Genomic DNA, 13,080 nt, shown 5'->3' with positions numbered 1-13,080 from the left:
GGCCCAATTTATGACTGGTATTCCGTTCGGGCTGGAGTGACCGTCGATAGACTCAAGGCGAACGGTATTTAAGGGCCGGCTTAATAAATAGCGACTCCCGGAAAAACGCCGTATTTGAATTTATCCATTACATTTCAACATCCAATACGTTCAACACATCCGGCCTTTGTTGCACGAACACTTCTGGTCGCTGAAGTATGCGATGCCAATTGCGACGAGTCATTTGTTCAATCCAGTCCAATACGTTATCAAACTCATCATCGTTCCATGATTCGATAATCGCCAGGGTGACGGGAGGGGCATATAAAAATTCAAGCGCACTTTTCATATTTGCGTAACGTAAATTCATGGTATTTCTCCTATGGCTTTATGCTTGGCAGTGAATGACTGTAAGGGTTTTAATTTGTCGCTAATTTGGCTTTGGTTATAAAAATTCCAATAAGGTTCCGACTTGATTAGCAACGCAGGCCTTTGAGTTTGCGACCACAAGTTTGCCGCTAGAGGTCAGACGACACTCTTAAATATGCGCAGGTGTTGCTTGATTCAAGTTACTGGCCAACGATGCGGAACCAAATAAAAGTGTGGATAGGATAAATTGGCCGGAGACGAAGCTGAGCACGCCGGTGACAAAAAACAAGCCAATCATCACGTCTCTATAAATGTTTTTTGAAATATTCATGGGGTCCACCTTGACTAGGTTTAGTCGCTTTGTAAGTACGACTTCACTATATACCTGCGGAAAATATTTACAATCAGGCGTTTAATGCATGATTTGTTTCTTTTATGGAAACAAATTGCCCGGAACTTTTGCAATCTGTAGCGCAAAATAGCTACCGTCATTCAAATTCGCGGCATTGTGCGAGTGGAGAGAATGGTTAGCGGTTTGTTTGACCGGGGATTTTTGACCTTAGCGCGGCAGGGTTTGCGTTCCCAATTTGCCCAAGCTCAAGATTGCCAGCTGATGGGGCGGTCAACTGACAAGGATAATTTTTCTGCGCGACGGTTCCGCGGGCGGGATTTGAGATTTCGGGGATGATGCCAATGCGGTTGGTGTTATAGGTGTCGCTAGCGCGACGGCTTGTTTTTATGTCGGTTTCACGAAACACATCCATGCGTTTCGCCCTGCGGGTGATCCGCATGCAAATCGGCTATCCTGCCGATTTGTCGGCCCGACGGCCGAGATACTTTCGCTACGAAAACCGTCCATGGTTTTCGCCCTCCGGGCCAGCCTACCGGCTGTTCAAATTCGCTCCAGGCGAATTTGTGCGTGGCCAAAAGAAAGTATTCAAAGAAAAGGCCACCCGGATGCCGCTTAGCTCACTCGGCACATCCCTGTGCCTCGCCCTTCGGGTGCGATGCATGCAAATGGGCTATCCTGCCGATTTGTTCGTTCAAAAGCTCCGGTGCTCGGCGCGGCAAGCCGGAGAAAACCCGTGTGCGATTTGCAGGGTTTGAGCTTACAAAAATTGTAGCCATCTTGGGGTAGCTCCGAATAGCAAAGCGTATTCGGAAGAATGAAGGGAGCTTACAATCATTGTTTGCCTGCCTTATTAGCGGCAGCGCATACTCCTAAAGATTTAATTCAACATGCGTTCGATTACGCTGCGCTAATCGAACCGTGCTTAAATCAGGGTAAGACCAAAATGGATTGAGCGGTTTTTCTGCGATAGTCAGTCTTCTAGTGAAAGTGATTTAATCACACGTTTTGAGTTACCTAATTGATAGTCCAAGGTTAGCTTTTGGTTTTAATCTGGGCCACACCAACCAAAATTAGGAGTGATCCATGGCTACCATCTCAAAAAGTTTCTTCAATTCGGGCGCTTTCAATTCGAAAGTGATGGTTTTAATTGTTGGTTTGATTGCATTTAACAATGCAACTGCTCTCCAGAAAACGACAGTTCTCAATTCAGCCGCTACGGGTCAATTTATATCGGTTGGGCCGACAATTGATCCTGGCGTGTATCCAGTCCAGGATTTCACACTCGGCTCTCCCAACCCAACTACCGTCGGTTTACGTTGGTTCAACCAGCAAGCGCCACAAACGCAAGTGATAAGAAGCATTAATGGTTCTGCTTGGCAAACGATCCAAACCTTTGCGGCGCTTCCTGACAATAAATATGCTTCATTCCTTGATGAAAATGCATCTGCAAACGCAGAAAATTGCTATGCCATTATTGTTTCGGATGCGACTGGTTCGGGGACGAGCTTAACGTCACCCCAACGTTGCTACATTACCCGCGATGGTAGAGATGAGTTAGTCGTGCACCGGCTACAGCTGCGCATTCGCGTTCCGGATGTCAAAAATGCCGGAACCGATAACGGTGTCGAGGTACTTTTGCAGACCCCGACTGGATTGGTGACAACCGTAACCAATTGGTATCCGCGCGGCAATCATACTTGGCTGGACTCGACCGATGACGACCTGGAGCGAGGCACGAATAAAACCTATGATTTGATGCTGAACAACATTTCCCAGGCATCGGATATCACTCTAATTTCACTCCGAAAACCGGGCAACGATAGTGTTTGTATCGCCGAATTTGAACTGTTAATCGATGGGCAATCGGCATTCCAAAAAAACTTTGGCACCAGTCAAGCACCATGCCAGTGGCTTAATAGCAATAATCAACTGACTGCTTTTAGGAGCGAAATCCGTTCTTCTAGCGCATGGAATAATCTGGACCTGCCCTTTTTCTTTGGTATTGATGGCGATTGGCTGCGTTCCAGAATTGAAGCGACGTTTGGCCATAGTCTCCACGGCAAAGGTGAATTAAGAAATGGCAGTACGACGACGTCTCGTTTTGTGAGCGAAAGCAAGCTTGCGATGAGTGTTCCAATTATCGTTCATGATGCCAGTATCTTGGGTGATGTTGATAGTACCGTTCATTTTGACCTGGTGTTGTCGCCGACGGAAGATGCCAATGGAGATCCCGTTACAAAACTTTCTATCGAAAACATTGATGCCGATAGCTTTGATTTAGCGGCAGTTCTATTACCTGTCGTTTCACCGATACTTTATGGAGTTTCGACAGCCATTGAGGGACAAGTGCAACAATTCGCACCCGTCATTATCGGGGATGCGCCGGCTGGCACCCACCCTTGCTTTAGCCCAGAAGGCGGTATCAGAGTGTGTTCGGGTAGCAGTCCACGTCAAGTTGAAGCAGCGCTGTTAACGAAAGGGCGTAGCATCACCGCTAACAGATTAACGCAACCATAAACGAACCGACTAAGAGACGGAAAGTCTTTAAGTTAGTGCAAAAGGGGGCTAGCTCGTAGGGCAATGGCGTGGGTTCGGTGTTATTGGCGCATGCTTTGGAATTTGGCAAAGCTCATGGGTGTCTGCTGATTACGTTGCTGACGGATGCCGATAATCTTTCGGCGCAGCGGTTTTATGGGCGGGCGGGGTTTCAGGTTTCCGGGATGATGCCAATGCGGTTGGTGTTTTGAGTGTCGCTATCGCGACGGCTGATTTTTAATGTCGGGTCTCGGCCCGACGGCCGAGTGACTTTTCTTTGTTTGGCCAAAGAAAAGTCACCAAAAGAAAGGCCACCCGGATGCCGCTTAAATCACTCGGCACATCCCTGTGCCTCGCCCTTCGGGTGCGATGCATGCAAATCGGCTATCCTGCCGATTTGTCCTGCGCTCCTCGCTTTTGAACGGGGTTGCCGAAAGGGGCTTCCTGCCCCTTCGGCAACGCGATGCATCCCTGCATCGCCCCTAACGGGCTAATCCGTTCAAAAGCTCCGGTGCTCGGCGCGGCATACGGGAGAAAACCCTCCGCGGATTTGAAATTCAATCTGGTACGATCAACGCGAAAAGTTGCGCATCCATAGGTTGTGCCGAGCCAGCGGCGAGGCGCAACGGTCGCGATCAATGCGCCTCGTGCCTCGGCAGCATCCTATAAGCGCATCGTATGGCCGTAATCAAACAATGCAGAATGATTTCTTTATTTATTTTGCCCAGTAATTTGATGTTTTTTTAGGTTCAACTTTTCGTTTGTTTGACGATTCATAAAAATGTCAGACCCTTCTAAACGCATATTAGATAAATGGGAAGGTGACCAGCTGGCAACGATGTTCCGTGCTTGGTTTATTTGTTGCTCGAAGCTACTTGGTTTTTTCATATGTGCCTCTTAGGACTTATATTTATTTTTCTCATTTATTTTGTAAAACTTATGCCGAGTTTCTCTGCAAGAATAGGGATTTCATGTGCAACAATAGCAGTTTCAATATCGATGTACGTAATCTTAAACCTTAAAAATCGTGGCTTTAGAGATCCGGCTCTCCAATCTATTGCACGACCTTCTGAATCCTTCCTACAGTCACGAGCATCAAAAAAATCCTGATACAGCCGAGGAGCAATTCCTTCAAACGGTTCAAAGTTTACATGATCCACTGAGGGAACGGAAGGATCGACACTAATAGAGTCTTGATGTAAAAGTTTAGCTTTACTTTTTGGATATGGCTCAACATAGACAACTCTTTTGATGCCACTTGCTACGATATGCCTAGCACACATATGACAGGGAAATGTAGTACAGAACAAAGTTGCACTATGAACAGAGATACCTAACCTTGCCGCCGACATCAATGCAGCCATCTCTGCATGGACGCTTCGACCAAACTCTAGCAAATTCATGACTCTAGTACCCTTAAGAATAGCTTTCTTATCTCCAGATACTAATTCCTGAACTAACTTGGATATGCTATTTTTCCCTGAGGCTCCTGAAAGTAGTCCATTTTTCTGAAGTCTATCAAGTAGTTCACCGAGGACTTGAACACGTTCGCTAGCCATTGCATCAATCCCTTTTATGAAATCTCTCGCATCACCTTTGTCTCCAGGCCAATACAAATCTCCTCCTGATTTAGGTACCTCGTTGCAACCAACTGCAATGAGGTCACCCTCAGGTTTGAGTATTGAAGCGCCAACCTGTCTATTCAAATCGGCGGATCGCAAAGCTGCCGAACGAGCATAATACATTCCATGTTCGTCGCGAGTTGGCGTGTGAAAAACATTGCCAAATAACAACTCAAGAAATCGATTAATCTGTTTTTCGAGGGATGCTCTGTTTCTGCTATCTACAAAAAGATCGGCGAGCGGAAATGCATCTTTTACATCTTGACCAAGAGCTGTACTTTCTTCCACCTCATCCCGTTCGACAATTTCTTCTGCTTTCGATCTGGCATTGGTACCAGAACTAAATTGCGATCTAAGTATTCGGTCTGCTAAGGCAGTAACACGCAGATCTCTTGGGGAATACACAGAGATAAGAAAAAAGCCTTTACCATAGATGTTTCGCAAAGTCTCAATTTCGTGAGGATGCTTTAATGAGTTCAAAATGTATGCGTTGGATTCAGATGACCCATTTAATTCTTCATCTCTAATCCGTTTAATTTCCATCACGCCTAAAAGAGCAACAGCATCCCCTCTTTCACTTTCTGATCTAAGTTTAGTCCCTTCATCCATCAACTTAGTAATTCTGACGTCCTCTGGTTCATGGCTATGATCTGTATTAAAAAATGCTCCGATTTGCCTGCTTAACCGAATGACTTTTGGTTTGTAATTCAGTTGCTTTAGTTCTTTTTTTAAACAAGAAATAACTGGATCAAGATTAACACCAACGGGGCCAACCAATCCAAAAACCAATTCAGGGTGTTCAAGTGGTGTAAGAGGAGATAATTTGATAGCAGCTGATGCTGATTCTTCTGATTGAACAGCAGTTTGTTCGTTATTGTTTTTTTTCATTAGTTTACTGTTGGTTTTGTATAAATAAATCAACCTGGAATGATGTATTTTCTAACTTCGCTAACAGTCTACAATCTAGAGTAATTCTTATGGATTGCCAATAAAAAAACTAATTTAAGGTGTTTGGTTTCTCCCGCATGCCGCGCCGAAGCACCGGAGCTTTTGAACGGAACAGCCCGCAGGGGCGATGCAGGGATGCATCGCGTTGCCGAAGGGGCAGGAAGCCCCTTTCGGCAACCCCGTTCAAAAGCGAGGAGCGCAGGGAATAAGCGGCATCCGGGTGGCATTTTCTTTGGATACTTTCTTTTGGCCAAGCAAAAGAAAGTATCTCGGCTGTCGGGCCGAGACCCGACATTAAAACCAGCTGTCGCGCTAGCGACACCTCAGACTTGACAATCTCCCCTAGCCCCTCTTTTCCAAAGAGGGGAAATAAGCAGAATTCACAGTTTTTGGCTAACGTTTGATCAAAAAGTAATTCGAAAAGCCTATTCCAAAACGTCCACGGCTTTGCGCCCAAAGCCAAAACTCTCCAACAACATCAACCCCACCCCAATACAAATCGCCGAATCAGCAATATTGAACGCCGGCCAGTGCCAGTCCTGGTAATAAACATCCAGAAAGTCGATCACATAACCGTAAGCTACCCGGTCGATCAGATTGCCGATGGCACCACCCAATACCAACGATAAAGCAACAGCCATCAAGGTCTCGTGCTTTTGCAGGCGATACAGCCAGACGGCGATGATGCTGCTCATCACTACCGCCAAGCCAGCAAACAGCCAGCGCTGCCAGCCGCCGGCTTGAGCCAGGAAGCTGAACGCCGCGCCGGTGTTATGCACGTAGGTCAGGTTGAAGTAGGGAATCAGCGGAATCGACTCGAACAACTGCATCGAGCCGTCTACCGCCAGTTTGCTGGCCTGATCCAGCACCAGCGTCACCGCAGAAATCCACAACCACTTAAGCATAACGACGGATCTCGCCATTGCCGGCGACGTTTTCCACGCAGCGTCCGCACAATTCTGGATGCTCAGGGTTTTCGCCGATGTCGTAGCGTTGGTGCCAGCAACGTACGCATTTAGGATGCTCGGATACCGTTACTTTCAGTTTCACGCCGTCCAGTTCGGTCGCTACCGCATCGTCCGGGCAGAATTGCATGTCGGCAACGCCGGCGTTGGAGGTGATAAAGACAAAATGCAGCTCGCTGGCTAGTTTGTTCAGCTCCGCGCCATAAGCTTCGTCGCAATACAGCTCCACTTCCGCATTTAGAGACGCGCCGATGGCGCCTTTGCCGCGCAATTGCTCCAGTTCCTTGGAAACCACGGTACGCACTGCCATTACTTTGTCCCAGGTGTCGCGGCTGATAGCTGCGTTGGTGTCCAGCGGGAACAAGCCTTCGTACCAGGTTTCCAGAAACACCGATTCGCCGCGTTGGCCGGGAATGAATTGCCATAATTCGTCGGCGGTGTAGCTGGTGATAGGCGCCAGCCAGCGGGTCAGAGCTTCGATGACATGGTACATCGCGGTTTGCGCGGAACGCCGGGCCAGACAATCTTCCTTGGCGGTGTATTGGCGGTCCTTGATGATGTCCAGGTAAAAGCCGCCCAAGTCTATGCTGCAGAAGGTCAGTACTTTTTGGTAAATGCTTTGGAACTGATAGGCGGTGTAAGCGGCTTTGATGTCTTCCTGCAACTGCCAGGCTTTATCGACCGCCCAGCGGTCCAGTGCCAGCAAATCGTCCTTGGCCACCAGATGTTTCGCCGGATCGAAGCCGTCCAAGTTGGAGAGCAAGAAGCGGGCGGTGTTGCGCAAACGCCGATAGCCGTCGGAGGTGCGTTTCAAAATTTCCTCGGATACTGACATTTCCCCGCGATAATCGGTGCCGGCCACCCACAAGCGCAATACGTCCGCGCCCAGCGATTTCATCACGGTTTGCGGCAAGACCACGTTGCCTTTGGATTTGGACATTTTCTTGCCCTCGGCATCGACGGTAAAGCCGTGGGTCAAGACTTGTTTGTACGGCGCGACGTCGTTCATCGCTACCGACGCCAGCAACGAGGACTGGAACCAGCCGCGATGCTGATCCGAGCCTTCCAGATACAGGTCGGCAGGGAAGCGCAGTTGTTCGCGCCGCTCCAAAACCGCCGCGTGGGTCACGCCGGAATCAAACCAGACATCCAGCGTGTCGGTCATTTTTTGATAATGCTCGGCATCGGTACCGATCAGCTCGGCCGCATCCAGTTCAAACCAGGCGTCTATGCCTTGTTGTTCGATACGTTTGGCGACCTGCTCGATTAACTCGCCGGTACGCGGGTGCAGTTCGCCCGTTTCTTTATGCACGAAAAAGGCGATTGGTACGCCCCAGGTGCGTTGGCGGGAGATACACCAGTCAGGACGGTTATTCAGCATCGCTTCGATACGGGCTTGGCCCCAATCGGGGATCCAGTCTACGCGTTTGACTTCATTCAAAGCCGTGTCGCGCAGGCCGTTTTTCTCCATGGAGATGAACCATTGCGGGGTGGCGCGGAAAATGATCGGGGTTTTGTGGCGCCAGCAATGCGGATAGCTGTGCAGCAAGGCGTGGTGATGCAGTAATTTGCCGCGCTCGCGCAAGACTTCCAGCACTTTTTCGTTGGCGGTGAACACATGCAGACCGGCGAACAGTTCGGTGCTGGGTAAAAATACGCCGTTGCTGCCGACCGGATTGTCCACCGGCAGACCGTATTTCATACCAACCACATAGTCTTCCTGGCCGTGACCGGGGGCGGTATGCACCGCACCGGTACCCGCATCGGTGGTGACGTGGTCGCCAAGGATGATAGGTACTTGCCGGTCGTAAAAAGGATGTTGCAGCAATTGGTTTTCCAGGGCCGCGCCTTTGCAGTAACCGACGATGTGATGTTCGCCGATGCCGTAACGGAGTACAGCATCTTTGAGCAAGGCTTCGGCGATGACTAAGCGCTCGGTTTGGCCGTCGATCTCGCATTGCACCACGGCATATTCCAAATCCGGATTCAAAGCAACGGCTTGGTTGGCTGGCAGCGTCCAGGGCGTGGTGGTCCAGATCACCACCGACAGCGGGCCTTTGCCTTCGCGGTCGCCGGCGTGGTGGCACTTTTCCATGAATGCATGTTCATCCACCACCGAGAAGCGCACATCGATAGCCGGCGAATGTTTGTCTTCGTATTCCACTTCCGCCTCGGCGAGCGCCGAGCCGCAATCGGTACACCAATGTACCGGTTTGGCGCCTTTGCTCAGATGGCCTTTGGCGGCGATTTTGCCCAAGGCGCGGACGATGTCGGCCTCAAACGCAAAATCCATGGTTAAGTAAGGATTATCCCAATCGCCCAATACGCCCAAGCGGATGAATTCTTCTTTTTGAATATTGACCTGTTTTTTCGCGTAAGCCCGGCATTCCTTTCGAAACTCGGCGGGCGTGACTTTGACGCCGGCCTTGCCGACCGATTTTTCCACCATCAATTCGATAGGCAAACCGTGGCAATCCCAGCCCGGCACGTAAGGCGCATCGAAACCGCTGAGGGTTTTGGATTTGACGATGATGTCCTTCAACACCTTATTTACCGCGTGGCCGATGTGAATTGCGCCGTTGGCGTAAGGAGGGCCGTCGTGCAAAACAAATTTAGGCCGGCCGGCGCAAACCTCGCGAATTTTTTGATACAGCTGGTTTTCGTTCCATTTTTTCAGCATCTCCGGTTCGCGTTGCGCCAGATTGGCTTTCATCGCAAACTCGGTCTTGGGGAGGTTCAGGGTTAGTTTGTAATCCATGGTCATGATGTTGTCTGCGTTGCATTCCAGCGGCTGGGTTGCGGACTTAGGCCGCTGAAAATAACGGTTGCGCCGATTAGCCGAATGATTCTAAGGATGATAGTAAACGCGCGATTTTAGCACCAAGTGCCAAGCGGCATAAAGCCTACTCGGCGCTTGGCGGCGAACCGTGCTAAAAATGGACGGAGCGGCGTTGGCGAGTTACCATCCGTTGCCGTATCCGGTTTGCTGATTTACGAAATTTACCGGCGGGTTTATGCGTGGCACACGGTTGGTAATAGGCCGCTTCGGCACGCGCTAAAAATTACTTAAGCACACACGAGGGGCTCAGCCATGCAACATAAACGCGCCACTACTCAGGTAGACATCCACGACTTAATCGCCAGCCGCTGGAGCCCGCGGGCTTTCGATCCGGATAAAGCGGTAAGCCATCAGGATTTGACCGCCGTTTTGGAGGCCGCACGTTGGGCGCCGTCCTGTTTTAACGACCAACCCTGGCGCTTTGTGGTTTGCGACAAATCCAGCAATCTCGCCGCCTGGCAAAATGCCTTATCGGTGATTGTCGAAAAAAATCAGCTGTGGGCCAAAAATGCCCCAGTGTTGATCTTGACGGTGGCGATGCAGAATTTCAATCACAACGGCAAAGCCAACCGCTTTGCCGCTTACGATACCGGCGCTGCCTCCTTGAGTTTGTGCCTGCAAGCCAATGCATTAGGCTTGATTACCCATCAAATGGGCGGTTTCGATGCCGATAAAGCCCGACAAGTGCTGAATTTGCCTGACGACTGCACGCCGATGGCGATGTTGGCGTTGGGCTATCAAGGGGAGACGAGATCCTTAGCCGAAGACTTTCAAGCCGGCGAGCAGGCGGAACGCAGCCGCGTGGCTTTGGAGCAGCGATTTTATCTGGGGCAATGGGGCGAGGCGTTTAGATAGGTGTTGTCGTCCACTTCCGAATTTTCGCCGTAATTAAGTGGCGCCAATGAAGAGCGTGAAAACTTCCTACGCGCGTAGTCTGATCGAGGCCAGTCTCGATCCGCTGGTGACTATCAACGCCGACGGCAAGATCATGGACGTGAACAGCGCTACCGAAAAAGTCACCGGCGTGCCGCGCCAACAGTTGATCGGCAGCGATTTTTCCAACTACTTTACCGATCCGCAAAAAGCCCGCGACGGTTATCGCTTGGCGTTTTCGCAAGGCAAAGTCACCGATTACCCGCTGGCTATCTGCCATACCTCCGGCCAGATCACCGAAGTGATGTACAACGCCTCGGTTTATCGGGATGAGAACGGTGATGTCGCCGGGATTTTTGCCGCAGCCAGGGACGTTACCGCGTTAAAAAAAGCCCAAACCGAATTGGAATCCGCGATTTTGCATATGCAATTGATCCGCGAAATGACCGATCTTTTGCAGAGCTGCCAAAAAATGGACGAGGCCTATCCGATCATTAAAGCAGCCTTGGTGCGCTTGTTTGCCGGTTCCGTTGGCGGTCTTTATATGCTGGATGCCGCCGGTAACTCGCTGGTGCTCGTCGATGCCTGGGGCAGCAGCGAAAGCGAGCTGGAAACGGTGTTTACCCCGGATGAATGTTGGGGCATGCGGCGTGGTTGTATTCACATGGCGCGGGTCGGCCAAAGCATCAACCCGGTCTGCGGTCATGTAAAGCAAGGGAGCTATCCTTATCTCTGCATTCCGCTATTGGCCCATTCGCGGGCCTTGGGCTTGATTTACATCGAATCTCGTTTTGCCAGCGAAACCCCGGAAGATATTCAACGCGAGCTGTCGATAGCCGAAGCCACAGCCGACAGCGCCCGGCTGGCTTTGGCCAATTTGACCCTGCGCGAGGAATTGCACGAATTATCGATCCGCGATCCGCTCACAGGTCTGTTCAATCGGCGCTTTCTGGAAGAAGTGCTGGATAGAGAACTGTTGCGGATGAGCCGCAGCGGCAAAATGCTGGCCGTGGCGATGATCGACATCGATCATTTTAAAACCTTCAACGATAACTACGGCCACGATGCCGGCGATGAAGTATTGAAGAAAACCGCGCAATTGATGAACGGCTTTCGGGAAGGTAGCGACATGGTGTGCCGTTTTGGCGGTGAAGAATTTGTGGTGGTCACCACCGAAATCCAGCCGGATAAAATTTTGCAACGCCTCGAAGCATTGCGTGCGGCCATCGAAAGCTTGTCGCTAAAATTCGGTAATCATCAGTTGCCGCAAGTCACCGTATCGATAGGTGTGGCGATTTATCCGGTCCATGGCGGCAATCGGCTCGATCTGTTAAACCGTGCCGACCAGGCACTTTATGTCGCCAAGGAAGCCGGCCGCAATCGGCTTGTCGTCGCCGATGATGAAGCGGATGTCGCGCGCGATTAGTTCGCCGGCGTTTGGTGTGCTTGATAGGCAAACGGTTTCGCTAGCGGTTCGCCGACAAAAATGCCCTGGCCGGGTTGGGCGACGCTTTTCCAATACGCTTCGATCAAACTGCTGCCACGCAGATAGAAATACATTAATACGCCGGGGTTGGGAAATTTGGCCGGGAAATTACAGGGTTCCACGACCGCGCCATAGCTGGCAGTAGCGCCAGCGCTCAGCCATTCGGTGATATTCATCTGGTCACTCCCCGACATCACACCGCCCGCGGAGGTAAGATGATCGGCAACGGCGCCTGGTAAATAGCGGTTATCCGCCAGATGCGGCACTTTGGTCAGACCGGTGAAATAAAACATCACGTCCTGGCGGCCTTCAATGTAGTCTTGCTCCAGATAATTCACCGGCCAGAAACTGCTTAACGATTCGGCCACTTTCGGAAACATTACCGCTCTGGAGCTACGCGCCTGGTCCGAGGTTTTTAACAGATATGCCGAGCCTCGCGGATGCGAATAATCCGAGGCAACACCGGTATCGATCAGTCTTTTCGCCTCCGCGAAGGTTTTACCCGCCACGGCCATGGTGGGCCGCCAGCCGTGCGTTTTAAACGGTTTATCGGTTTCGGAGGTGAAATAAGGGCTGCTATGGGTTTGAACGCAGCCTTTCGCGCAAAATGATTCGCTAAAACCGGCCGCGAAGGCCGTGGTGATAGACATGCAATCGACGCGAAACGGTTGTAGCCAGGTCAAGGCAAAGGCCTGTACATGCGCCGGCGTTTTTTGATCGACTTCCTGTTTAACCTGTTCGAATTGTTGTTTGGACAACACCGCCTGTTTCGGCGCAAACCGCACATGTATCATCTGCTCGGCTGGAATTTGCCGCTGTTTTTGGTAATAAGCGGCAATTTCCACACTTAACGGGTCGGCGTCGTTGACGATGACCGCCAGATCATGACCGGTCAGCGCCGAGGAAGGCCGGTACATAGGTGAGACGGGAGCGGCCAGGGTCGGCGTGAAAAGCAGCTGGCTGAGGATAAGCCCTTTCAGGGCAAATTTGCATGATTTGACGGTAAACACGCGGTACTCCGTGAGATTGGCGGTCGAATTTATCGGATCGGCCACTGTAACCGGACACCGTTTAAATGCAACACGCCTGTTTAAATTATTCGATAATCGACA

The 13,080-nt window shown here is 50.6% G+C and carries 12 protein-coding genes; 4 read left to right on the top strand and 8 right to left on the bottom strand.

Annotated features, from left to right (window positions below):
• Positions 1-127: 127 nt before the first annotated feature.
• The 3 genes from METH11B_RS0115690 to METH11B_RS0115680 all read right to left on the bottom strand — a co-directional run bounded on the left by METH11B_RS0115690 (position 128) and on the right by METH11B_RS0115680 (position 1,112).
• On the bottom strand, positions 128-349 hold the full coding sequence (locus tag METH11B_RS0115690; protein ID WP_020483943.1) for a hypothetical protein: 222 nt from the start codon (positions 347-349) through the stop codon (positions 128-130).
• Positions 350-517: 168 nt separating this feature from the next.
• Positions 518-679: a hypothetical protein gene (locus METH11B_RS29505; protein ID WP_020483944.1), complete on the bottom strand. Its 162-nt coding sequence runs from the start codon at positions 677-679 to the stop codon at positions 518-520.
• Between the two features lie 196 nt (positions 680-875).
• Positions 876-1,112, bottom strand: coding sequence for a hypothetical protein (locus METH11B_RS0115680; protein WP_026602828.1), 237 nt, complete (start codon positions 1,110-1,112; stop codon positions 876-878).
• A 671-nt stretch (positions 1,113-1,783) separates the two neighbouring features.
• Here METH11B_RS0115680 and METH11B_RS0115665 point away from each other — a divergent pair.
• Together METH11B_RS0115665 and METH11B_RS28660 are read left to right on the top strand one after the other, a co-directional pair.
• Positions 1,784-3,217 (top strand): hypothetical protein, encoded by a 1,434-nt coding sequence (locus tag METH11B_RS0115665; RefSeq protein ID WP_026602826.1) that lies wholly within the window; start codon positions 1,784-1,786, stop codon positions 3,215-3,217.
• 68 nt (positions 3,218-3,285) lie between these two features.
• Entirely contained in the window at positions 3,286-3,447 is a 162-nt protein-coding gene (locus tag METH11B_RS28660) for a GNAT family N-acetyltransferase (RefSeq protein ID WP_081733819.1), read from the top strand.
• 499 nt (positions 3,448-3,946) lie between these two features.
• Here METH11B_RS28660 and METH11B_RS29185 read toward each other — a convergent pair whose 3' ends face one another.
• The 4 genes from METH11B_RS29185 to ileS form a co-directional block, all read right to left on the bottom strand.
• Positions 3,947-4,123, bottom strand: a complete 177-nt coding sequence (locus METH11B_RS29185; protein WP_155931133.1) for a hypothetical protein — start codon at positions 4,121-4,123, stop codon at positions 3,947-3,949.
• A gap of 35 nt (positions 4,124-4,158) precedes the next feature.
• On the bottom strand, positions 4,159-5,745 hold the full coding sequence (locus tag METH11B_RS0115655) for an anti-phage dCTP deaminase (RefSeq protein WP_026602825.1): 1,587 nt from the start codon (positions 5,743-5,745) through the stop codon (positions 4,159-4,161).
• A gap of 485 nt (positions 5,746-6,230) precedes the next feature.
• Positions 6,231-6,710: a signal peptidase II gene (gene lspA / locus METH11B_RS0115650; RefSeq protein ID WP_026602824.1), complete on the bottom strand. Its 480-nt coding sequence runs from the start codon at positions 6,708-6,710 to the stop codon at positions 6,231-6,233.
• Positions 6,703-9,534: an isoleucine--tRNA ligase gene (gene ileS, locus METH11B_RS0115645; protein WP_026602823.1), complete on the bottom strand. Its 2,832-nt coding sequence runs from the start codon at positions 9,532-9,534 to the stop codon at positions 6,703-6,705. Before ileS ends, lspA begins: the two co-directional genes overlap by 8 nt.
• Before the next feature lie 327 nt (positions 9,535-9,861).
• Here ileS and METH11B_RS0115640 point away from each other — a divergent pair, with 327 nt between their 5' ends.
• Positions 9,862-10,464, top strand: coding sequence for a nitroreductase family protein (locus METH11B_RS0115640; RefSeq protein WP_026602822.1), 603 nt, complete (start codon positions 9,862-9,864; stop codon positions 10,462-10,464).
• Positions 10,465-10,510: 46 nt separating this feature from the next.
• Positions 10,511-11,908: a sensor domain-containing diguanylate cyclase gene (locus METH11B_RS26885; RefSeq protein ID WP_026602821.1), complete on the top strand. Its 1,398-nt coding sequence runs from the start codon at positions 10,511-10,513 to the stop codon at positions 11,906-11,908.
• Here the strand turns inward: METH11B_RS26885 and METH11B_RS0115630 are convergent.
• Positions 11,905-12,978, bottom strand: a complete 1,074-nt coding sequence (locus METH11B_RS0115630) for a TIGR03790 family protein (RefSeq protein ID WP_036277650.1) — start codon at positions 12,976-12,978, stop codon at positions 11,905-11,907. The two genes, METH11B_RS26885 and METH11B_RS0115630, sit on opposite strands and share 4 nt — an antisense overlap.
• Positions 12,979-13,080: the final 102 nt, after the last annotated feature.

It is taken from the genome of Methylomonas sp. 11b (genome assembly GCF_000515215.1).
Classification (GTDB): Bacteria; Pseudomonadota; Gammaproteobacteria; order Methylococcales; family Methylomonadaceae; genus Methylomonas.
Note: the sequence above shows the minus strand (reverse complement) of the source record. Positions and strands in the feature narration are given on the sequence as shown.